Annotated in this window: 21 protein-coding genes; 4 read left to right on the top strand and 17 right to left on the bottom strand. The window is 48.0% G+C overall.

Translation table 11 applies throughout. The features are described from left to right. Positions 1 to 47: 47 nt before the first annotated feature. The 8 genes from AC1DF0_RS13315 to AC1DF0_RS13280 all read right to left on the bottom strand — a co-directional run bounded on the left by AC1DF0_RS13315 (position 48) and on the right by AC1DF0_RS13280 (position 10,306). Positions 48 to 1,604 (bottom strand): response regulator transcription factor, encoded by a 1,557-nt coding sequence (locus AC1DF0_RS13315; RefSeq protein ID WP_477574320.1) that lies wholly within the window; start codon positions 1,602 to 1,604, stop codon positions 48 to 50. Continuing rightward, the gene (locus AC1DF0_RS13310; protein ID WP_477574319.1) at positions 1,597 to 3,363 is read right to left on the bottom strand and encodes a sensor histidine kinase; all 1,767 of its coding nucleotides are present in this window, start codon (positions 3,361 to 3,363) and stop codon (positions 1,597 to 1,599) included. The genes AC1DF0_RS13315 and AC1DF0_RS13310 overlap by 8 nt, the downstream gene beginning before the upstream one ends. 78 nt (positions 3,364 to 3,441) lie before the next feature. After that, positions 3,442 to 4,458 carry an SAM-dependent methyltransferase gene (locus AC1DF0_RS13305; protein ID WP_477574318.1) on the bottom strand — a complete coding sequence of 339 codons (1,017 nt, stop codon included), beginning with the start codon at positions 4,456 to 4,458 and terminating at the stop codon, positions 3,442 to 3,444. A gap of 126 nt (positions 4,459 to 4,584) precedes the next feature. Beyond that, positions 4,585 to 4,917, bottom strand: a complete 333-nt coding sequence (locus tag AC1DF0_RS13300) for a cyclic-phosphate processing receiver domain-containing protein (RefSeq protein WP_442049770.1) — start codon at positions 4,915 to 4,917, stop codon at positions 4,585 to 4,587. Positions 4,918 to 4,959: 42 nt separating this feature from the next. Next, complete coding sequence (locus tag AC1DF0_RS13295) at positions 4,960 to 5,775, bottom strand: Fpg/Nei family DNA glycosylase (protein ID WP_477574317.1); 816 nt, start codon at positions 5,773 to 5,775, stop codon at positions 4,960 to 4,962. 38 nt (positions 5,776 to 5,813) lie between these two features. Further along, positions 5,814 to 6,626 (bottom strand): TIGR01457 family HAD-type hydrolase, encoded by an 813-nt coding sequence (locus tag AC1DF0_RS13290; protein WP_477574316.1) that lies wholly within the window; start codon positions 6,624 to 6,626, stop codon positions 5,814 to 5,816. Positions 6,627 to 6,677: 51 nt separating this feature from the next. Further along, positions 6,678 to 8,024 carry a ribonuclease H-like domain-containing protein gene (locus tag AC1DF0_RS13285; RefSeq protein WP_477574315.1) on the bottom strand — a complete coding sequence of 449 codons (1,347 nt, stop codon included), beginning with the start codon at positions 8,022 to 8,024 and terminating at the stop codon, positions 6,678 to 6,680. After that, positions 8,021 to 10,306 (bottom strand): DEAD/DEAH box helicase, encoded by a 2,286-nt coding sequence (locus tag AC1DF0_RS13280; protein WP_477574314.1) that lies wholly within the window; start codon positions 10,304 to 10,306, stop codon positions 8,021 to 8,023. The genes AC1DF0_RS13285 and AC1DF0_RS13280 overlap by 4 nt, the downstream gene beginning before the upstream one ends. A 200-nt stretch (positions 10,307 to 10,506) precedes the next feature. Between AC1DF0_RS13280 and AC1DF0_RS13275 the strand changes: the two genes are divergently transcribed. Then, on the top strand, positions 10,507 to 10,785 hold the full coding sequence (locus tag AC1DF0_RS13275) for an autorepressor SdpR family transcription factor (RefSeq protein WP_442049775.1): 279 nt from the start codon (positions 10,507 to 10,509) through the stop codon (positions 10,783 to 10,785). Between the two features lie 5 nt (positions 10,786 to 10,790). Further along, positions 10,791 to 11,429 (top strand): SdpI family protein, encoded by a 639-nt coding sequence (locus AC1DF0_RS13270; protein WP_477574313.1) that lies wholly within the window; start codon positions 10,791 to 10,793, stop codon positions 11,427 to 11,429. Positions 11,430 to 11,518: 89 nt separating this feature from the next. Here AC1DF0_RS13270 and rnz read toward each other — a convergent pair whose 3' ends face one another. Together rnz and metH are read right to left on the bottom strand one after the other, a co-directional pair. Beyond that, on the bottom strand, positions 11,519 to 12,457 hold the full coding sequence (gene rnz / locus AC1DF0_RS13265) for a ribonuclease Z (RefSeq protein WP_442049777.1): 939 nt from the start codon (positions 12,455 to 12,457) through the stop codon (positions 11,519 to 11,521). Positions 12,458 to 12,572: 115 nt separating this feature from the next. Beyond that, a complete protein-coding gene (gene metH / locus AC1DF0_RS13260) occupies positions 12,573 to 15,989 on the bottom strand; it encodes a methionine synthase (RefSeq protein ID WP_477574394.1) in 3,417 nt (1,138 codons plus the stop codon). 164 nt (positions 15,990 to 16,153) lie between these two features. On the opposite strand from metH, the gene AC1DF0_RS13255 reads away from it, so the two are divergent. Beyond that, entirely contained in the window at positions 16,154 to 16,702 is a 549-nt protein-coding gene (locus AC1DF0_RS13255) for a 1,2-dihydroxy-3-keto-5-methylthiopentene dioxygenase (RefSeq protein WP_477574312.1), read from the top strand. Between the two features lie 78 nt (positions 16,703 to 16,780). On the opposite strand, the gene AC1DF0_RS13250 is transcribed toward AC1DF0_RS13255, so the two are convergent. The 5 genes from AC1DF0_RS13250 to AC1DF0_RS13230 form a co-directional block, all read right to left on the bottom strand. After that, positions 16,781 to 17,569 carry an HAD family hydrolase gene (locus tag AC1DF0_RS13250; RefSeq protein WP_442049780.1) on the bottom strand — a complete coding sequence of 263 codons (789 nt, stop codon included), beginning with the start codon at positions 17,567 to 17,569 and terminating at the stop codon, positions 16,781 to 16,783. Positions 17,570 to 17,593: 24 nt separating this feature from the next. Further along, positions 17,594 to 18,100, bottom strand: a complete 507-nt coding sequence (locus AC1DF0_RS13245; protein ID WP_337101420.1) for a hypothetical protein — start codon at positions 18,098 to 18,100, stop codon at positions 17,594 to 17,596. Between the two features lie 60 nt (positions 18,101 to 18,160). Then, positions 18,161 to 19,150, bottom strand: a complete 990-nt coding sequence (locus AC1DF0_RS13240) for an aldo/keto reductase (protein ID WP_477574311.1) — start codon at positions 19,148 to 19,150, stop codon at positions 18,161 to 18,163. Between the two features lie 89 nt (positions 19,151 to 19,239). Beyond that, positions 19,240 to 19,437, bottom strand: a complete 198-nt coding sequence (locus AC1DF0_RS13235; RefSeq protein WP_477574310.1) for a DUF896 domain-containing protein — start codon at positions 19,435 to 19,437, stop codon at positions 19,240 to 19,242. Positions 19,438 to 19,608: 171 nt separating this feature from the next. Next, positions 19,609 to 19,896, bottom strand: coding sequence for a LysM peptidoglycan-binding domain-containing protein (locus tag AC1DF0_RS13230; RefSeq protein ID WP_477574309.1), 288 nt, complete (start codon positions 19,894 to 19,896; stop codon positions 19,609 to 19,611). A 246-nt stretch (positions 19,897 to 20,142) separates the two neighbouring features. On the opposite strand from AC1DF0_RS13230, the gene lexA reads away from it, so the two are divergent. Beyond that, complete coding sequence (gene lexA / locus AC1DF0_RS13225; RefSeq protein WP_307201327.1) at positions 20,143 to 20,763, top strand: transcriptional repressor LexA; 621 nt, start codon at positions 20,143 to 20,145, stop codon at positions 20,761 to 20,763. 559 nt (positions 20,764 to 21,322) lie between these two features. Here the strand turns inward: lexA and glnA are convergent. Beyond that, positions 21,323 to 22,651, bottom strand: coding sequence for a type I glutamate--ammonia ligase (gene glnA / locus AC1DF0_RS13220; RefSeq protein ID WP_337101423.1), 1,329 nt, complete (start codon positions 22,649 to 22,651; stop codon positions 21,323 to 21,325). Positions 22,652 to 22,701: 50 nt separating this feature from the next. After that, a complete protein-coding gene (locus AC1DF0_RS13215; RefSeq protein ID WP_337101424.1) occupies positions 22,702 to 23,115 on the bottom strand; it encodes a MerR family transcriptional regulator in 414 nt (137 codons plus the stop codon). Positions 23,116 to 23,175: the final 60 nt, after the last annotated feature.

The following is a 23,175-nucleotide window of genomic DNA, read 5'->3' as shown; positions in this document are numbered from 1 at the left end:
CGGAATTTAAAAAACCGCTTTCTTTGTTAAAAAAACAGAGGTCGCCATCACGGCGACCTCTTATATTCCGATGGCGTAAAGCCGGTATGCTTCTTAAACACTTGGCTGAAATATTGCGGATTGTCGCCGAAGCCGAACTTCTCCGCGAGCTCGAACACTTTCACGTCTCCGGTCGTTTCGATTTCCTTAATCGCCAGCTCCATACGCAATCTAACGACGTAATTGGAGAACTTCTCCCCCGTCTCCTTCTTGAACAGCTTGCCGAGATAATCAGCATTCATATATAAAATCTCGCTCGATACCCAGTTCAGCGACAAATCCGGATTCGATATATGCTCTTCAATGACCTGTACCATTTTATGAATAATGGAGGAATGTTTCTTCGTATGCAGGCTATAATTGTTCATGCAAATGAGTTCAGCGTTCTCTGTCACGAAATGTTCAATCGTTCTAAGCGTGCTTAAGCTGTCGAAGCTTGCGATTTTTTGTAAAAATTCATTGATCTGGTCCGCCTGCCCTTGCCTTGTGATCGATACGTACAAAGGAATGACATACGATTTGGCTAATTGCATGTCCATACGATGCTCCGCCAACATGGCAAAGTAGTGAGTAAGCTCCTGCTTAGCTATCTCCCAATCCCCGGATTTAATGTGCATGCATAAATGCTCGTCATCATATATGAAGGTTGCCTGCGGCTTGCCTGCCGCATCAGCAATGTCATTACGCGTAATAATGCTGCCTTCCCCCAAGTAAAACTGGTAGTTCAAGCATTCCAGCGTCTCGCGATACATGCTGCGAGCTTCCGTAATACGTCCGGGAGTGCTGACTGCAATCGTAGCGTCAAGCTTGTAATAAGAAGCGAACGTTTGTTTAATCTGTTTCAGCCGATCGAACAGCTCCTCACTCTCGGAAGTGATTTTCGTTAGAAGCAGAACATGCTTGCCGATTGTTGTACTGAGCAGAACGGTTTCTTGGCTTAAGTAATCGCTTGCAATGTTCTTGATCGCAAACAGGTGCTCGAACTCGAATTTGCCTTCGATCTGGAAGAGCAACAGTTGAACGCTGTCGTTCTCGATCTCAATACGGAAAAGCTCGCCGTAATCATCCCAATCGCGCTGACCGTACGTCTTATTCGTGACGAGCTCCTTAAGGAACTGTTCCTTCGCATGCGGAAGAACCTTCTTAAGCTCTTTCTGAATGTTAGCCATGAAGTCTGCTTGCGAATGCTGTTCGTTAAGCTGTTCAATCACTTCCGTTAACGCTTGAATGATCGTATTTTCATTACAAGGCTTGAGCAGATAATGTTTGACGCCGAACTGCATAGCCGTACGAGCATAATCGAACTCACTGAAGCCTGACAGCAGTATAAATGCGATATGCGGATATAATTCATACACCTTCTCAACAAGCTGGAGTCCATCCATGCCAGGCATCTTAATATCCGAGATGATAATGTCTGGCTGATTGTCCTTAATGAAAGCAAGCGCATCAAGACCGTTGCGCGCCGTCCCTGCCAACTCCATATGGTGAGCGTTCCAATCAATGGTGCGGGAGATGCCTTCAACGATAATGCGCTCGTCATCGACGAGCAGTACTTTATACATCGGATTCCCTCATTTCATACGGAAGCCTGAGCGTAACAGTCGTGCCTCCGTTTACTTTGCTCTCCACATGGATGCCGTAAGCGTCGCCGTATAAGAGCTTGATACGGTCCTCGATATTTTTCAGTCCAAGACCGGATCCCTTCGTTTTCACTTCGCCGCTGAACAGCTTGGACACTAACTGCTCTTCCATGCCGGGGCCGTTGTCCGTAACGGAAATATATAGGTTGTCATCTTCTTCATAAGCGCGAATACGGATGCTGCAGGTATCAATCATCTGCTCCAAACCGTAATTGACTGCATTCTCGACGATCGGCTGCAGCGACAGCTTCGGCAAGGTGCAATGCAACAATCGCTCCGGTATGTCGATGTCAAAATCCAACCGCTCCTCGAAGCGGAATTTCTGAATCGTGACGTAATGGCTTACAATCTCCAGTTCCTTGCTGATTGGAATGAGCGGTTCCTTCAGATTGATTGAGGTCCGTAGCAGCGAGCCGAGCGCTTCGACCATTTGAGAAATATGCGTCTGGTTGCTCAGCTTAGCCGACCAATTGATCGATTCCAGCGTATTGTACAGAAAATGCGGATTAATTTGCGCTTGCAACGCCTTGAACTCGGTGTCTCGAATCGTTAACTGCTTCACATAATTTTCATGAATCAGCTCATTAATCCGCTCGACCATAATCCGGAAGTTGCGGTGCATCTGACCGGCTTCGTCCATCGCGAGAGCTTGCTCATTGGGCTCATCCGCATATTCGAAGTTGCCGAGCTGCACCTTCTTCATCTTCGCGTTCAAGCGCTCGATCGGCTTCGTAATCCCATTGGCAAAACGGATCGAAAACAAAATAATACATAAGAACAGAACGGCAAAAATAACGATAATCGTCTGCTTGACCTTCACAATGCGCTCGAATATATCATCAAACGGTATTAGCGTGTAGTAGGTCCAATCGGTGTACGTACTCGCGATATAAGTGACGAAATATTGTTTGCCGTTCATCTTCATCGTCTCATAGCCGCTGTTTTGCCCCATACCCGGCAGTCGAGTAATCGGTAAGTCGGTCGCTCCCTGATCCGGATAAATCAGATTATTGTCCTGCATAATAATAAGCTGCGCATCTGAGCTGTTCATCCGCATTCCTTTGGCAAAATCATTAAACAACGCCCTCATATCAATGCGAATGGCTAGCGTGCCGAGATTGTCGAGCTTAAGCTGCTCGAAGGATCGTATCTCTCGGGCTGCAACCAAAGCATGATCGTCGGAATCCGGAGCGATCCATGTATTGCCGCCCTGGTTCGGATTGGTCTCGGCTTTAATCAGGTCAAGCCGATTCTTGAACATGGTGATCGAGCTTGTCCCAACGGCATATTCATTGTCGAAAACATCGTATAGCTGAGATGAGAGCACATATTTATCGAGTGCGCCGATGTTGACCATCCGCTCGATGATTTTCGTGCGGACGACGTAATTATCGTAATCGGAACCGCCGGATTTGATCGATCTCAGATAATTTTGAAGCGTAGGATCCGTCATGATCATGAAGCTCAGCTTCTCCATCTTCTTGAGCTCGTTCTCGATGCTTAGCGAAGAAAGACTTAGCGCCTTGGAAGACTGCTGATAAACTTCTTCGTCGTAAAATTCAAAAGCGTATTGCTGAACAACGACTCCGATAACTGCAACGACACCCATGATGACCGAAATAAGCACGAACAGCTTATGCTTGATTCGCAAATTCGTATAAAGCGCTTTCAAATTAGGCATCGTTTCAAGCCTCCATCCATTACGAGTATAAGGCCCTTGCGGGAAGGGCCTTACGCTTGTCCACACTTCATAACTGCACTACTTTTTCTGCAAATACAATGTAATCTCTTCGCGGTTATGGAACAATTGCTTCGCCTTCTTAAGCTCGAACACCGATTCCAACTTAGCGATGACTTCGCGGATTGTCTGCATAGGCTTGCGATGCATAAGCTTGATCGTAATGATCGCCGTTGCTTCTTCCGCAAGCGCTGCTTCTAGATCAAGCACGAGCCGCGACATGAGCATCGGACTCCAGCTCATATCGCATACGAATAGATCGAATGATCCCGGCTTCAGCTTAATTTCCGAAGCGTTCTGCTTCAAATAGGTGAGTGCCGGATGATCAACAATCGATGGATGCAGCTCAGCCGGATCGACAGCCGTAACGCGAAGACCTCTCTCCAGCAGCAGCGACGTCCAACCGCCAGGCGCTGCGCCAACGTCTAGCGCTCTGCGGAATTGCTCATAATGCAAGCCGAATGCCCGCTCTGCTTCCAGCAGCTTAAACTTCGCGCGAGACACTTGTCCTTCCTCCCGCTGGAACCGAACCGCGCCGCCAGGCCAGTCAGAGAGCATGTCCTGCGGTGAACCGAAACCGATATACAGCGTTGATGCTGCCGCATAGATTGCAATGATCGTTTCAGGTTGCTGAACGACCGGCTCCGCTCCAACTTCCGCTAAGACTGCATCGATTACCGCTTTTGTCTCGGATGCCGAATGGATGAAAGCCGTTCCGTGCGCTCTCCGAATATGAACGGCGGTGCGCTTACCAGCGAACTGCTGCGAGGCGCTGCGCACCACTGTCGAGAGCTGCTCCATATCTTCGGCATCGCCTGTTATTTCTACCGTTCTGTCCACAGCCTGTATATGTCGCAAAAAGATCGGTTCGCGCTGATGGACAGCTTGCAACGTTTCTTCCCGTTCAAGCGGGCTATTCATGAGGAACACTTCCCCAGCCGCTAGCTGTGAGAAGGTTACGCCATCAATAATGCGGCGCAGCTCCTCTATTGCGTATGGCGAATAACTCTGATTCGCCGTTCCGATCCATTCAGTCAATGTTTGTGCCTCTATTCTTAGGTTTAGGATAAACGACCAAATGTCTGCGTATTAACAGGAGGAAATCCAGTTAATGTCGCAGACTTCGATGTGAGTCGAACTACAAATGATCTCCATTAGCCGTGCCTAACTCGTTGCCATTTGCTGTAGAAGGGAATCTGGCATGGGACCATTATGGAGCTTAGTCGTTTCAGGTGCGTTTTGATACAGCTCATGATACATTTGCAAGCGACCTGACACGCTCGACGTATGCAAATAAATGTGCTCGGGATAACGTCCGGTTGCTACGATATGTCTCACAACCTCATAGCCCGTAGGCTGCGCCCAGCCTAAGTCATAATCGAGCGACAAGATGCCGATCGGTTCCTGATCAAGCAGAAGCTTGCATTCTTCGGCATCCTTGGCAAGCACGAACCCCTTCGGACATCCGCGATAATCGTCCAAATAGACATGAATCATGAATGAATCCCCCATTCAAACATTTGATTCAGAAGCAGCTTCCTACCTATCCTTCTGGCAGGTGCCGCAATAATAGGCTTTGCGACCTGACTGTTCCAGCTTGAGAATTGCGGCGCCGCAAGTCGGACACGGCTCGCCCTCCCGATTGTACACCTTAAACTTACTTATATAGCCGCCCGTTAACTGGTCGTCCGCTGCAAACGGATAGTCGCCCGCGCCTCCGTATGAAATCGCTTCCTGTAGCACATTATGCATCGCTTCGTAGAGTCGTTCCCAAGTTTCCTTCTCCAGTAACGGAATTTTGGCATCGGGCAGTAAACCCGCTCGGAATAAGATTTCATCCGCATATGCKGATCCAATCGCATTCAATATGCTCGTATCGAGCAAAGCTTGCCGAATCGAACTTCTTTTCTTGGCGAACCTATCGATAAAACGATTCAGCGTCAGCTTCTTATCCAGCGGATCCGCGCCAAGCTCGCTGAACATCTCTTCTACTTCTCGAACAGACAACAACTTAATGGACTCGGAGCGCAAGCCAACCGCATACACAAAGCGTTCGCCGAACTTGATTTGAACCTGTGCCGTCTTATCCGGCGCATCCTCTGCCGATCCGATATACAAGTATGCCGCCTGAGTCAAATGAAGAATCAGTCGTTTGCCGTTATCCAAGTGAAACAGCAAGTGCTTTCCTCTGCGTTCAATAAACCAAACGACAGCTCCGACGATATCCTTGCGCCATTCGTCAACGTTTACTTGAAAGGTTTTGCTGTTAGTTACCTCGATACCGGTAATTGGTGCGCCTGCGAATCGATTCGTCAGCGCTCCTCGAACATGGTCTAATTCCGGCAGTTCCAACATGAAAGCTATCTTCCTTCCTGTGCCTTCGTTTGTTTCTCTTATATCCCTCTATGTGTAGAAATATACGAGCGAAGCTCATCTAATTGTTCGCAAATGACGTCCGGCTTGCAGCCGGCTTTCTCTGCATAATAGTCGTAATTATCACGATTGGTTAAGCCTGTCAGGACGAGGATCGTACCGCAGTCCGAAGCATGGCCGGCTGCAATATCGGTAGCGATATTATCGTCGATTACCCATGTTTCCTCTGCCGATTGCCCTAATCGGTTCAACGAATAGTTCATTAAAATAGGCGATGGCTTTCCTATTATGACAGGTTGCTTGCCCCCAGCGGCGGCGAGCATGGCGCCAATCGAGCCTGCTCCCGGCTGCAGCCCGTTCTCAGTAGGCAGCAGCAAATCGGGATTCGTCATAATAGATGTCGCGCCTTCCAAAATATAACGTACAGCCATTGCCAATCGAGTATAATTGAATGCCCGATCAATCCCTTGCAGCACATAATCCGGTTTGTCCTCGGTTATCGTGAGTCCAGCCTCGCTGACAGCCTCGCGAAGCCCTTTCTCTCCAATGACAAATACGGAGGCGCCGGGCGACTGCTCAGCAATATACGATGCAGCAGCTTGAGCGGAGGTGCATACATCATCCGCTTCTGCCAATATACCCATCGATCGCAGCCTATCGGCTACTTCCTCTGGCGTCGCGGACGAATTGTTCGTCACATACTTGTAAGCAAGGCCGCTGTCTCTCAATTCGGATATGAGCTTGTCAGCATGTTCAATCCGCTTCGAACCGTGATAGATTGTACCGTCCAGATCAATTAGTAGACCGCTCATCGTTCGCTGTTTGGTTGTCATTGCGGTATACCTCCTTAAGTCCTAAGAAAAAAATTGCATGTTATGCAACGGCTATTTGAGATAACCATAGCGTTCAGCCTTACCCGTCAGCCTTGATATCCGTTTGCGAAGCGCTTCCAGCTCCGCAGACTTCTTCTTATCCCTTCGCTGCAGCGGCTGGCTTCCCATATGCTCGAGCGCTTCCCGCGCATATTGCAACGCTGTTTGAAAGTCTTTCTGCTTATGCTCATAATACATGGCCAGTTCCGTGCAAGCTTCAATTGAGTAAATGCCGTATGCAAGCGATGAATGAATAATGACCTTCTGCCACAATAACACAGCGCGCCCCCAATTTCCAGCCTTCTTATCACGCGCGGCTAGCATAAGAAGCGCCGATGGCGCTGCGATTTCGGAGCGGACAACCTGCTCGAACAAGATGTCTGGCAGCTTATAGCTCCCCATTCTCTCGAGCCATAATCCTGTGCGTACCATTTCCTCCGGCTGATCGGGACGCAGGAACGTCGCAGCCTCCATATCGTCAAGCAAATGGCCGAATCGAATCGCTAAGCTCACAAGCGACAGCATATCGATCTCATTATGGCGGAATACGCCTTCCAGCGTATCGGGATCTCCCGTTGCAAGAAACTCGAAATAAAGCTGCGGAGCAAGAGAACCCGGCACATCATCTAGACGAGTAATGCCTAGCCGTTCCTCTTCGACATGGCTTAGCTTGCAAGACGCAAGCGTATTTCTCCATATCGACCTAGCCGGATGCAAAAAATCGAGATGCAACGGCTGCCACATCCCCCGATGAAATCCGTTCAAAATAAATCGATTTTGCATGACGGGCCAATCGAAGGTTTTGCCGTTATAGGTAGCCAAAAACGTATAATCGTTCAGCTTCTCTGCTAAATAAGCAAGCATGGCCCGTTCCTCAGCAGGATGCCTGATAACCGCTTGCTMTACAATGATCGAGTCTTCTCCTTGATACGCAAGTCCCACCATGAACGGAACATTGCCTGTTCCGACGCCAAGACCCGTCGTCTCCAGGTCAAGAAACATAATTTGATTCGCTTCCGCAGTCTTGTCATCGCCGGGATGAAAGGCCTTCAGCTTGCCGGCAACGAGTCCAAGCTCCGATAACGTATGTGTTCCGTGCTGATAATCAAGCGGATATACGATCTTGCGCAGCAGAAATTGTCCCGTCTCATTCGACTGCAGCTGTACGCCAAGCTTCTTCCACTTAGGCGACAGTACTTCTTCTGCCTCATCTATATGCTCTTCAGCTTCAACCATAGCTTCTGCTTCTGATACAGCTTCATTCTCGACTCGCTCGTTAACGATCTCCTCGAACATCTTCGTATCCTCGCTTGCGCTATTGCCGCGCAGCCGGTTCATCCGATCCCGAAGGCCGCTCATGGCGTACCTCCGGCTTCATTAAGAAGATCAAGCGCCTGCTGTTTGCCGAGCAGCCCTACCTCTTCAATCGGTCCTACACATGCCGGACAGCCGCTCAAGCAGGAACACGATTGAATCACTGACTTCGCCTGCTCGATCAGCGCGTCATGCACCTCGTACAATCGCTCGCTGAGGCCAATCCCGCCAGGGTACCGGTCGTAAAAGTATATCGTTGGCCGCTGCGTATGGACGGCTTTCACCTGCGGCACGACGCGAATATCGAACGGATCGCACATTAAGTAAAGCGGCGCGATATGCACGAGCACGTTCGCGATGCCGAGCAGCGCATATTGCATTTCGTTCTTGCTTTTGCGAGCCGCCGCCTCCTCGCTGAACGAGAACCAATAGCCGCTCGTATGAAGCTCCTCCTCCGGCAGATGAATCGGGCCTGAGCCGATGTTCTCATGCGTGCGAAGCTTAATCTTCTTGAAAATCGTAGCTTTCGCATTGACGGTCACCTCGCCGTACTGCCGGACGAGCTCGCCTACTTCACGTTCCTTATCGACATGGAGCACCTTAAGCTCCACAGCTAAGTTTGCATCGGTATAGTAGTCGACGTTAACCTCGCGAACATAAGCTTTTTTCTCCGGATAATCCAGCTTCTCGACTTGATATTGTACACCTTCATGAATATAAATCGCTTCCTCATGAATAAGCGTAGGAGCGCTGAACCGATCAACCTCGCCTAACACGCGGCTGCCGTTCGATATATCGATAATGACAAAATTCTCTTGCGCCGCCGAACGAAGCGAAATGTTATGAGCGGGAAACGACTGCTCCATCCAGTACCAGCGTCCGCCGGCCTTATGCAGCACCTTCTCCTCTACGAGAAATTCCATCATATCCTCAAGCGACTCGGAGCCAAACCTCTCCCCCGCCTCGAAAGGAAGCTCATATGCCGCGCATTTCACATGATCGATCAATATAAGTAAATTATCAGGATGAATGAGCGCTCGTTCAGGCGGCCGGTTGAAGAAGAAGTCCGGATTCTGAATCATGTATTGATCGAGCGGATTGCTGCTTGCGACCATGAATGTAACCGAGCTCTCTTGTCTTCTTCCTGCGCGTCCAGATTGCTGCCATGTGCTTGCGACCGTACCCGGATAACCGTTCAGCACGCATGCTTGAAGCTGACCGATGTCGATACCAAGCTCCAGCGCATTCGTGCTGACAACACCCCGAATTTCTCCTGTTCGCAATCCATGCTCGATCTCGCGCCGCAGCTTCGGCAAATAACCGCCCCGATAGCCCCGTATGGTCTTCGCTTCCAGCTTGTCTTTAATGATATCCTGCAAGTACGTGAGCAGCAGCTCTACCCTGACACGGCTGCGCGCGAAGACGATCGTCTGAACGCCTTGCTTCAATAACATGCCGGCCAGCTTCTGTGTCTCTAGCACACTGCTTCGTCGGATGCCCAATTGCTTGTTGACGACTGGCGGATTATAAAAAACAAAATGTTTCTCGCCCATCGGAGCGCCGTTATTATCGATTAACGCAACGCTTTCTCCGATCAGCCTTTCCGCGTGATCACGCGGATTGTCGATCGTCGCTGAGGCGCAAATGAATTGCGGATTAGACCCGTAAAATTTGCTGATGCGCTTCAATCTGCGAATGACGTTAGCTACATGGCTGCCGAATACGCCGCGATAAGCATGTACCTCGTCAATGACAATGAACTTCAAATTCTCGAACAGCTTCACCCATTTCGTATGGTGCGGCAGAATCGCTGAATGAAGCATATCGGGGTTCGTTACTACAATATGCCCTGCATTACGAATTGCGGTTCTTACCGTCGGCGGGGTATCGCCGTCGTACGTATGCGTCTTAATATCAACTTCCATCAGATCTGCCAGCTTCTGCAGCTCCGTCACCTGGTCTTGAGCCAGTGCTTTCGTCGGGAACAAATATAGTGCCCTTCCCTCATCGTTGTCCAGTAATGATTGAAGGACAGGCAAGTTGTAGCACAGCGTCTTGCCCGACGCTGTCGGTGTGACCGTGACGACATGTCTGCCTTCGCTGACAGCCTGGAACGATCCCGCTTGATGCGTATATATTTCATTTATTCCCCTCGCTTGCAAAGCACCCTTGAGCGCAGGATGCAGACGATCCGGGAGAGGTACTGTTCGTGCTTGTTTCGGTTCAATGGTGCGCCAATGCGTCACATTGCCCATAATCTCGTCGTTTTGTCGTATATGCTGAAGCCATTCCTCAAGGCTTGATGCTCTGCCTGTCCAACGGTTCATGACCGTTCACTCCTCGTTAACCCCATGTTGCTTATTATTTTACAGAATACATGTTCGTGCTGCAATTCTATTTTTTGACAAATGGAACTTGAATCCGCTTGATCTTAGCCGTGTCATCTGCTATCATTCGATTAAACATTTAGATAATCATCTAAATATATACACCTATCATTTGTTTTCTTAAAGAGAAGAGGAAAGCGATGTCCATCAATCATGCATTCAAAGCTTTATCCGACCCCACTCGCCGCAAAATATTGGATCTGCTCCGCGAACGCGATATGACCGCAGGCGAGATTGCCGACCACTTCCAAATGACGAAGCCCAGCATCTCGCATCATCTAAGCTTGCTGAAGCAAGCGGAACTAGTATGGGATGAACGACAGGGGCAACATATTTATTATTCGCTGAATACGACCGTTTTCCATGAGTTAATGAAATGGATCGTTTCGTTTCAATCATCCAAACCAGAAGGGAAGTAATGCTGATGAACACCAAACGCTTTACGTGGTTAATTATTATCATCGCCCTCGTTGCAAGTGCCGTCGTCTATAGAGATATGCCAGATCAAATGCCGATCCACTGGAATGCCAAACATGAAATCGACAATTACGCCCATAAAGCAATTGCCCTATTTCTACTGCCTGCCGTTATGGTGCTCGTGAACGCATTCCAATCCATCTTGCCAAACATCGATCCGAGAAGGCGTAATTATGCGCAATTTGAATCAAGCCTCAATCTCATTCGTTTAATTATGACGATCGGATTATTGGCGATTCATGGCTATACCATAGCTATTGGATATGGCTATAGTTTCAGCATCGCGTATGTCATTCTCCMGTTTCTAGGCATTCTCTTAATGGTCATAGGCAACTATATGCMAAGATTCCAATACAACAGCTATGTCGGCATTAAGACTACGCACACACTCGCGAATGAGGAAGTATGGCGCAAGACGCATCAATCAGGGGCTAAAATATTCGTCATAGCAGGCCTTGCCATTTTGGCTTCTATGATGATTCCGACTCCGTTACAAAGCTATACCATTGCAGCGATCATTTTAGCAATGGTCGTCGTCACATATAGTCTCGGCTTCTATTATTCCCGAAGTTCGCTTAAGCAGTGAGTTCCCAACTATGCGCAACATACAAAAGACATACAGGCGAGCTGCCTATATGTCTTTTCTCACGGGATGCCATCACCTGCGGTCTGCGGCTATACCCGTCTCTTAATCTCTATGCACTTAAGATCAGTAGCTGCAACAATTTCCCCATCAAACAACCGCTTAGCTTCTTCTTCCAGCTTCGACAAATCTTCATTGTGATAGCGGCCGCTGAAATGAGTCATGACCAGCATGCTAGCTCCTGCCTCGGTAGCCGTACTTGCAGCCTCAATCGTCGTGCTATGGCCGAATAAATGAGCCTTTTCCTCGAGCCCTTCGGAGAAAGTAGCCTCGTGAACGAGAAGATCAGCGCCCATTGCCAGCTCGAGAGCATTCGGAGATGGCGTCGTGTCACCAAGTATAGTTACAATTCTACCGGGTAAAGCAGGCGCCGTAACTTCCTTCGCGTAAATAGTCGTTCCATCTTGCAGCGTAATATCATGCCCTTGCTTAAGCAATCCATATTGCGGACCGGCTGCAACGCCTAGCCGCACAAGCTTATCAACGAGCAGCTTCCCAGGCTGATCGTGCTCGACAACGCGATAGCCAAAGCATGGAACACGATGAATCAACGTAGATGCCACAACAGTGAATCGTTCATCTTCATAGACAAGCTGGCCGTCCTCTTCATCCAGCTCTATAAATTGCAGATCGTAGTCGAGTGTCGTTCCGCTAATCTCGAACACCGTCTCGATGTAACGTCTTAACCCGCGAGGCCCAATCAAACGAAGCGGAGTGATTCCTCCATCAAACGAGCGTGTGCTTATCAAGCCTGGCAATCCATAAATATGATCGCCATGAAGATGAGTTACGAAGATGGTAGTCAGCTTGCTTAATTTAAGCGGCGTCTTCATTAATTGATGCTGTGTAGCCTCGCCTGCATCGAACAGCCACCAATCACAGCACGGCTCAGGCAACTGCAGCGCTATCGAGCTAACATTACGATGCTTGTTAGGACGGCCTGCGCCAGTCCCAAGAAACCATATGTGCACTGCCAATTCACCTCGCTGCATAGCTTATGTATATTCGTTAATGCCTATGAATGAAGCCCGACAGATCGGTTATCGAACCGTTGCAGGGCTTCATTGCTGCTTATAAAGTTATCGTTTATACTTTCTCGACATTGAAGTATTGCGCCTCTGGATGAGCGAATACCATTGCAGATACCGATGCTTCAGGCTCCATCATGAAACCTTCCGTTAGCTGTACACCGATGTCCTCAGGCTTCATAAGATCAAATAATGGCTCTTGATCCTCCAAATTCGGACAAGCCGGATAACCGAACGATACCCGGATACCTTGATAGCGTGCGCCGTGGCGCTGCTTCATCGTCATCTCTGCAGGATCCGGATAGCCGCAAATGTCGCGCATCATATGATGGACGCGTTCAGCCATTCCTTCCGCTACTTCAAGCGCTACGGATTGCAACGCATGGGAACGCAAGTAGTCGCCGTTATCCTTCCACTCATTCGCAAGATCTCGTATGCCTTCGCCAGCCGTAACGACGAGGAAGCCTACATAATCCATTACGCCGCTCTCAACCGACTTCAAGTAATCAGACAAGCAAAGGAACGGTTCAACCTGCTGACGCGGGAATGTGAAACGCTTAATCTCTTGCGTCTGATCCTCGGGATTATAAATAATAATATCGTTGCCCGACGATTGCGCTGGGAAGAAGCGGTACATGCCATGCGTGCGAATGATTCCTTCAGCGCTGCCTCGGCGTAAAATCTCGTCAACAGTAGCCTTCAGCTGTACAGCCTTCTCATTTCCTTCGGCAAGCAGATTGTCGACATTGCCTTTCAATCCAAGGTGATGGCCGAGCAGCATCTGCATGTTCACGTACGGAATAACATGCGGAATTGGCACATCACGCAATACATGACGTTCAAGATCAGGCGGAGCAAATACAGGAGCATCCGGCGATATTTTGGAACGAACCGCACGCGTAAGCTCAGGCATCTTTTTCTTCTCTTCTTCTACTTCGCCGCCCGAAGCTTTATATGCAGCCATCTCCTCTTCCATACGCGTACGATGCGTAGGGTCCATGAGCTTGTTCGCAATATCGAGCCCGTCCATTGCATCCTTCGCATAGAGAACAAGTCCGTCATACTCAGGACCGATTCTTGTTTTCGTAAATTTACGCGTGAGCGCGGCGCCGCCGACCAGAATCGGAGCATCGATGCCCGCATTGCGCAAATCTTGCGCTGTAATGACCATTTGCTGAGCCGACTTTACGAGCAGACCGGATAAGCCGATAGCATCGACCTTCTCATTGCGGTAAGCTTCGATAAGCTGTTCCGGCGGTACTTTAATGCCGAGATTTATAATTTTGTAGCCGTTATTCGATAAAATAATTTCAACGAGGTTTTTGCCGATATCATGAACATCGCCCTTAACCGTTGCAAGAATGATCTTGCCTTTCACGGACGACTCGTTTTTCTCCATGAATTGCTCAAGGAAACTGACGGACGCCTTCATGACTTCAGCGCTCTGGAGCACCTCGGCCACAATGAGCTCATTGTTGTTGAAGAGACGGCCAACTTCCTCCATCCCTCTCATGAGAGGTCCATTGATAACGTCCATTGCCGAATATTTCTGCAGTGCTAATTCTAGGTCAGGAATTAAACCTTCCTTCGTCCCTTCAATTACGTATGAGCCAAGACGCTCTTCGAGGGAAAGATTCGATATTTTCTCCTTCTTCTCGACCTTCTTGTCACGGAAAGCAGCTACGAACGAAGCTAACGTCTCATCATTCGTATTATAGATCAGCTCTTCGGCTAAGCGGCGCTCTTCATCAGGAATAGAAGCGTAACGCTCCAGCTTCTCCGTATTCACGATGGCATAGTCAAGACCTGCCTTCGTCGCATGATACAAGTAAACCGAATTAAGTACTTCACGACCTGCATCCGGCAAGCCGAATGAGATGTTGCTTAGTCCCAGGATCGTTTTCGTATGAGGATACTTTTCTTTGATCAGCCGAATGCCTTCGAGCGTCTCAACAGCAGAGCCGATATATTGCGGGTCACCAGAGCCAACCGGGAACATGTTCGGGTCAAAAATAATATCAGCAGGATTCATGCCGTATTTATTAACGAGCAAATCATACGAACGATCCGCCACTTCGAGCTTCGCTTCACGCGAAACAGCTTGTCCTCTTTCATCGATAAGAATCATGACGACAGCAGCGCCGTAACGGTGAATTAGCGGCAATATTTTCTCGAATTTGGACTCGCCGTCCTCTAAGTTAATCGAGTTAATGATGGCTTTGCCTTGCGAATATTTCAAGCCGAGCTCAATAATATGGTCATAGGTGGAATCGAGCATTAGCGGCGCTTTAATTTTCTTGACGACCTGCGGCAAAAACTGATGTACGGCATAAGCCTCATCAATATCCGTGTCCTGCAAGTTGATATCAATAACATGCGCTCCGCCCTTTACTTGCGCTCTTGCAATTTCGGAAGCTTCATCGAACTTCTCTTCTTTAAGAAGCCGTTTGAACTTGCGGGAACCGGAAATATTCGTACGCTCGCCGATCATAATCGGACGGTTATCCGCTTCGATAAACACGGTGTCGATACCCGATACCGCATCCGGGTGCTCGCCCATCTTCGTGCGCGGCGTATAGTTTGCCATTGTCTCCGTCAAAGCTCGAATATGCGCAGGCGTCGTGCCGCAGCAGCCGCCAGCAATATTAAGCCAGCCTTGTTCTGCAAATGCCGACATCTTCTTGGCAAGCGATTCCGGCGATTCATGATAATGGCCGTTCTCATCCGGTAATCCAGCGTTCGGATAACAGCTAATTGCAGCATTCGCGATTTCACTCAGCGTTCGGAGATGGTCACGCATAAATTCAGGTCCTGTCGCACAGTTTAAGCCAATCGAGATTGGCTTCAAGTGCTCCAAGGAAATATAGAACGACTCAATCGTTTGACCCGCGAGTGTCGTTCCCATTGGTTCGATCGTACCCGAGATCATAATTGGCAGCTCAACGCCAAGCGTATCAAACGCGTTACGTATGCCGATGCTTCCAGCCTTAACGTTAAGCGTATCCTGTGATGTCTCTAGAAGCAGAGCATCAACCTGTCCTTCGATAAGAGCTACCGCTTGCTCGTAATAGCTCTCTACCAGTTCATCGAACGTAACGCCGCCCGTAACGGAAAGCGTCTTCGTCGTTGGTCCGAGCGCTCCTGCAACATAACGCGGCTTGTCGGGCGTACTATACTTGTCTGCCGCATCGCGTGCCAGCTTAGCCGCAGCGAGGTTGATTTCTCTAGCTTTCTCCGGTATATCGTAATCGGCAAGCACGACGCTAGTCGCGCCGAACGTATTCGTCTCCAGAATGTCAGCTCCAGCCTCGAGGTATTGCTCGTGAATCAACTGAATCACGTCCGGACGAGTTAGAACGAGCATTTCGTTACAGCCATCTAGCTCTGGACCGCCAAAATCATTTTCATTCAGGTCTGCTTGTTGAATCATTGTACCCATAGCGCCATCCAAAATAAGTATGCGCTCTTGCAGCATTTGTTGTATGGTTGGTTTAGACAATTCGTACACCCTTCCCAAAATCATTAACAATTAGTTTATCAGAATCGCTTAGGACTGAAAAGCAAATCCATCGACATCCGTCATCATTTGTTTTATAATTATTATATCATTTAATTTCTATTGGAAAAGAGGGAATGATCATGGCTGAAATTAGAATTCGCAATACCGAACAACGTATCTCCGGCGAAGAAAACGTCCGTGCATTTCTAGAGCAACAGGAAGTTCTATATGAACATTGGAATACAAGCAAGCTTGCTCCCGAGCTGCAAGAAAAGTTCATTCTTTCTGATGAAGAGAAGCAGCAAGTGCTTGCTACTTATGCTGATGAAATTAAAGATCTCGCTGAACGCCGCGGGTACAAAACTTGGGACATCATTACATTGTCCGAAGCAACGCCTAATCTGGATGAGCTTCTGAAGAAATTCGAGAACGTCCATACACATACCGAAGATGAAGTTCGCGCGATTACAGCTGGCAAAGGCATATTCATCATCAAAGGCACTGACGATGTTGGTTACTTTGATGTTGAGCTTGAAGCAGGCGATGTCATTTCCGTACCGGAATACAAGCCGCATTTCTTCACGCTAATGGATAACCGTCAAATCGTGGCTGTTCGTTTGTTCATCGAAACAGAAGGCTGGATCGCTCATCCATTCGCTGATCCGGTATTCGAAACGGACAAAGCGTAACGGATCGAATTCAATAATGCAAGCCCCTCATGCTGCAGCTTTGCCGTAGCCGAGGGGCTTATTTTATTGCTTATTCTTTTATTGCTCGAGAATTTGCAGCAGCTCTTCCAGATGCTTAATTTCACAAGTAGGAATAATATCGTCATTCCGAACCATATCGTGGCGATTAATCCATACGGATGTCATGCCAATCGTATTTGCTCCAAGAATATCGGTCGTAAGCTTGTCACCAACCATAATACCATGCTCCGGCTCGATGCCAAGACGCTCAAGGGCATGCTTGAAGATCGATGCGGCCGGCTTGCCTTCACCGAACTCACCCGAAATAATAATATGATCAAAATAGGGAACGAGCTGAGGAACGCCTGCCAGCTTCTCGCGTTGCAAATCCGGCGAGCCGTTCGTTAGCAGCAGCAACTTATATTTCCCTTTTAGCGAGTCCAGCACACGGAAAGTCTCATCATAAACGATCGGACGCGACCGACGTTCAGCCGGGAACTTCTCAGCTAGCTCAGCGCCAAGCTTCGGATCATCTATACCAAGCGCTAGCAGCCCCTTCGTCCATGCTTCTCTGCGATAGCCTGGCGCAAGACTTTCCAGCTTGCGGAATTCCTCTTGCTCTCCCTCACGGAAGTTCGCCCACAAGCCTTCGAAAGGATTGATGCCAATCATCTTCGTGAATGGGTACGTCTCATACGATTCGTACAGCGCCCGTGCTTCGCGGCGAACCGATTCTTCAAGTGCGTTAACGTCTACACCCGTTAGGTCAGCAGCTGCCTGGCAGGTTGCTTCGAATGCTTCTTTCACACTGCGGTCATCCCACAGCAAAGTGTCGTCTAAGTCAAATAATACAGCTTGCTTTGCCATAATAATCATTACTCTCCCATGCCTTTATTTTTGCTGAAATGAAATACCGTTCGCTTGCGCGAACAATTTAAGCTTCTCATTAATTTCATCCGTAGGGTAACGGTTAATCAAACGCGAGAACACCCAATTACCGCCTTTTTGCGGCTCAATAACAACATAACCAGGCTGCGTGCTGATGCCTTTAATGGAAGAAGCCGTCAGACGCTTGTCCCCCATCATTCTACGCGTCTGTACATAGTCCTTACCGATTTGGATATAAGGACGTCTTAAGAAGAATAGACCTGCTAAAACGACATAACATGCAATGGTTACATAAAACATCGTATCGATCTGATAGTCCTTCTGGCTCTGGATCAGAATAACGTACAATCCGATGAACAGGAGCAGTAGAATCGGCGCAATATAATTGCGGCCGACGATTTTTACCGCTTTCTCGCCGTTTAGTACGATAGAACCTTCACCATGTTTTTTGCGTTGTTTGTTAACTTGACTCATGTTTTTGCGCACCTTGCGCTCCCAAGAACGTGACAAGCTTATTCCTCCTACTTCGGCCTACATCCGCAAGCCTGTCTATTATGCGAACAATCTCAATTATCCTAGTGAACGCTGGAACTTCGTAATGAACCGGTTCGGATAATCATCAGGCAATGCGCTTATTTCGTTCAACTTGTCCCAAATATCGACAGGCATCTCCCAGTCCGCCGCGCCCATATTTTCCTCGAATTGCTCTAAGGAACGAGCGCCGAATATTGGAGAAGTAATACCTTCCTTCTGCAGCAGCCAGCGTAATGACACCTCGGCTGGCGCTTTGTCCAATAGCTTCGCAGCCTCAACCACGGCATCTAGAATAGCAAAGTTATGGTCAGATGCACGGTTCACCCATGCGCTTTCGCCAACCTTCGAGGTCAGACGACCCTCCGTCGGTATGTCGCGATTGTATCGTCCTGTCAGGAAACCGCCACCGAGAGGCGCCCAAGGGATGATCGCTACCTTCTCTTCTAGACATAACGATAACATTTCCCTATCCATCTGCCTGCTTACTAGACTGTACTGAGGCTGAATAGAGACGAAGCGTACGTATCGATTCACATCGCTAAGAGCAAGCGACTTCATCAATTGCCAAGCAAAAAAATTAGAACAGCCTATGTATCGTACTTTGCCCGACGTAACAAGATCGTCAAGCGCCCGAAGCGTCTCTTCAATTGGCGTAGCCTGATCCCACACATGGACCTGATAAAGATCAATGTAATCGGTCTGAAGACGCTTCACGCTCGCCTCTATGCCGTCCATAATATGTTTGCGGGATAGTCCTACCCCATTAATGTCGCCAGAAGTCGCCATTCTTACTTTCGTTGCAAGTACCGTCTCCGAACGTTTGCCGCGTATTGCCTTACCCACAATCTCTTCCGATCGACCACTAACATAAACATCTGCCGTGTCGATAAAATTTCCGCCTTTGTCATAGAAACGGCCGATCATTTCAATCGAATCCTGTTCGCTTGTCGTGTTACCGAACGTCATCGTTCCTAGACATAATTCAGAGACGGCAAGCCCGCTTCTGCCAAGCAACCGATACTTCATAGATGAATTCCCCCATTGCTTCAGAAATGGTTCTCGTACACAAGACTTTATGGAAGAAAGGCCAAGCGGAACTCGGCCATAACAGACGCTTAATGCTTAACGTTATCCTGGTCCTCGTCCTCAACATACTTAATCGTATCGAGCTGCTGTCTGAAGTTGCTCTTAAAGTTGTTCAAATACTGCCTTCGAAGCTCATCACGCTCGGACGTTTCCTCGTCGGTCAAGCCTACCGTTTTATTTTTCCGAGAAAGCTCGTTGATCCGAGCTATTAACTTATCCATATCCATATTGAACGTTAAACTCCCCTCATGCTGTAAATGTTCTATCCTTTACTTTGACATTTTCAAAGCGTAATTGTCAAGGCGGCACTTAGATTATGTCCGCAAAAAGTTAAGCTGAAATAACGAAAAAAAGCATCAAACCGTCTCCGGTTCAGATGCTCTCTGCGTACAAGTTCATTATATAGAAGGAATAACAAGCTTCTGCCCCGGATACAGGTCCGTCGACTMTAATCCGTTACGCTCCTTAATCAAATAGATGACGTAGCGAATATCTTCCTTCTCACTGGCAAAACGATTAGCGATCCCCCACAATGTATCGCCTGTAAATACGGTCACAAGTTCCTCGTTGACCGCAGCAACAGCGTTCTTGCTGCCAGATGCCTTCGTACCGATCAATAGAAAGCTCGTAAACAAAAGTACGAACAGCATTGCGCATACGATCAGCTTAAGTGCATGACGTCTCACTGCAACCGTATATCGTTTATATATAGGACTAACCTTCATCTCTGGTTGCGTATGTATTGTTCTGTAAAAACTTGGACTCATCATCATCTCTCAGCACCCCAAACGTTTGTTCTATTCTGAGAATAACACGAACAAACGTTTGTAGTCAACACAAAAATACGAACCTTTGTGCTTAAGAACTTATGTTTGTGCGAACCCGAGTTCTGTGCTATACTTTTGTACAAACATACTAATGGAGTGATCGCAGTGTCGAAGATTTCCAGCCGACAACAATCTATTCTTGATTTCATTAAGAATGAGGTCCGGGAGAAAGGCTACCCGCCTTCCGTCAGGGAAATCGGCGAAGCCGTCGGATTATTATCCAGCTCGACTGTACACGGTCACCTCGACCGTTTAGAGAAGAAGGGCCTTATCCGCCGCGACCCTACCAAACCTCGCGCTATTGAAATTTTGGATACGGAAGGCGTGGACGGTATTATCCCGCTTGCCGTCGCTAAAGTGCCAATCGTCGGTAAAGTAACAGCAGGCGTGCCGATTACAGCTACTGAGAATATTGAGGACTACTTCCCTCTTCCATCACATTTTGTTGGCGACAGCAGCGTCTTCATCCTGAACGTTGAGGGAGAGAGCATGATCGAAGCCGGCATTCACGACGGAGACTACGTCATCGTTCGCCAGCAGCGTACTGCCAACAATGGCGATATCGTCGTAGCCATGAACGAGGATGATGAAGCTACCGTTAAGACGTTCTACAAGGAGAAGAACTACATACGTCTCCAACCGGAGAATTCCTCCATGCAGCCTATTCTACTCCAGAACGTGACGATCCTCGGTAAAGTCATTGGATTGTTCAGAGATATTCACTAATCATTGAGCTACGAACAAGAAGAGGAAGAACGATAGCCTAGCGCATCGTTCCTCCTCTTCTTTATATTGATTTACTGATATTAGAAAGTTGCATTTCAACCCACAGAAGTCCTCCCCCCGTCCATCTGACTGCATAAGTTCCTATCAAAGACTACTATTGTCTCATTATTAGTCTTTTGACTGTAAGAAAGCGGCAGTCGATTAATTGTGACTAACTAATAGTTATACGATTTATCGTATAACCAACCTTACAGAGAGGCCAAATCAAGGGTTTTGATCGAAAAATCGTACAAAATCATCGGCTGCGTGGATGAATTAACCACTTTTGTATGATAAATCGTATAAGTATTTTCAGTTTATGTCTTGTTTTACTAACGTTGTGTGAAAAATCATATAAATTGAAATCATATCTAAATTGGTAAACAGTTAATCGACAGTCTCAGAAATCCAATTAATAATTCTAAATTCATCTTTATAAAGATCCAAAATATTTACAGAAAAACCCGCTAAGATTTCTGCATTCGCAGAAGCCTTAGCGGGTTATAGTTGATCCTATTGATTAGTAAAGCGTCAAGTACTGATCGCGTTCCCATTGGTGAACTTGCGTGCGGTACATGTCCCACTCGATTTCTTTGAGCTCGTAGAAGTGAGCAAGCGCGTGCTCGCCTAGCGCGTCGCATACGACATCGCTGCGAAGCATTTCGTCAAGCGCTTCCTTCAGATCGCCTGGCAAGCTCGGTATACCCGCGTCCAGACGCTCTTCCTCTGTCATAATGTAGATGTTACGGTCTGTCGGAGGAGGAAGCTCCGTTCTGTTGTTAATACCGTCAAGGCCCGCTTTCAGCATTACCGCAAGTACGAGGTAAGGGTTAGCCGCAGGATCTGGGTTACGTACTTCAACGCGTGTGCTGAGACCGCGCGAAGCCGGAATACGGATCATTGGCGAACGGTTGCTCGCCGACCATGCTACGTATACTGGAGCTTCATAGCCCGGTACGAGACGTTTGTAAGAGTTAACTGTTGGGTTCGTAATCGCAGCCATTGCTCGCGCATGCTGCAGGACGCCTGCCATATAATAACGAGCAGTTGCGCTTAGACCAAGCTTGTCCTTCTCATCATAAAATACGTTCGTATTCCCTTGGAACAACGATTGGTGACAGTGCATGCCGGAACCGTTAACGCCGAACAGCGGTTTTGGCATAAAGGATGCATGAAGACCATGCTCGCGTGCAATCGTCTTAACGACGAGCTTGAAGGTTTGGATTTGATCCGCTGCGCGAATCGCATCCGCGTATTTGAAGTCGATCTCATGTTGTCCTGGAGCAACCTCATGGTGAGAAGCTTCGATCTCGAAGCCCATCTCTTCAAGCGTCAATACGATTTCACGGCGGCAGTTCTCGCCCATATCCATTGGCGCAAGATCGAAATAACCGCCTTGGTCGTTCAATTCCGTTGTAGGCTCGCCTTTTTCATCGGTTTTGAATAAGAAAAATTCCGGTTCAGGACCAACATTCATTGCCGTGTAGCCCATTTCTTCCGCTTCTTTAAGCGCACGCTTCAAAATACCGCGCGGGTCGCCTGCGAACGGCGTGCCGTCAGGCATATAGATATCACAAATCAGACGAGCAACACGGTCTTGTGTCACCCATGGGAAAATAACCCATGTGTCCAGATCCGGGTAAAGATACATGTCAGATTCCTCAATACGAACATAACCTTCAATGGAAGATCCATCGAACATCATTTTATTATCGAGCGCTTTCTCAAGCTGGCTTACCGGAATTTCGACATTCTTGATCGTTCCAAGCAAATCGGTAAATTGCAAACGGATGAAACGTACATTCTGTTCTTTGGCAATTGCTTTGATGTCCTCTTTAGTGTAACCCACACTATCATCTCCTTTGTTTGCGTTTCAGTATGCTTGTTATTGTAGCAAGACTATCGCTTGTTTAAGAAGCGAGTCAGTTGTCCTTGGATCAATGACGCTTGACCGCCCGGTCTCTTCTCAAGCAACTGCTGCTTGAGCATGCGGTGAAGCTGCGCGTCCGAAAGCTCGCGCCGCTTGACCTCGGATTGCTCGCTTACGATTGTTGCATCGTCCGATTCCTTTGAAACCGGATTCATGACTTGCTTAATGCCGGCGATGTTAACGCCCTTCTCGATCAATGATTTAATTTCTAGTAGCCTCTCAACGTCATTAAATGAAAACAATCGTTGATTCCCTGCTGTTCTTGCAGGCACGATCAGTTCATGCTGCTCGTAATAGCGGATTTGGCGGGCCGTTAAATCCGTAAGCTTCATTACGATGCCAATCGGAAATAATGCCATATTTCTGCGAATATCATCAGCCATGTCGCATCAACCTTCCAGTCGCTCTTTTATATGTTCATTTTAACGTTGCACCCGAAACGT

Source organism: Paenibacillus sp. 05T425, from assembly GCF_056396205.1.
Note: the sequence above shows the minus strand (reverse complement) of the source record. Positions and strands in the feature narration are given on the sequence as shown.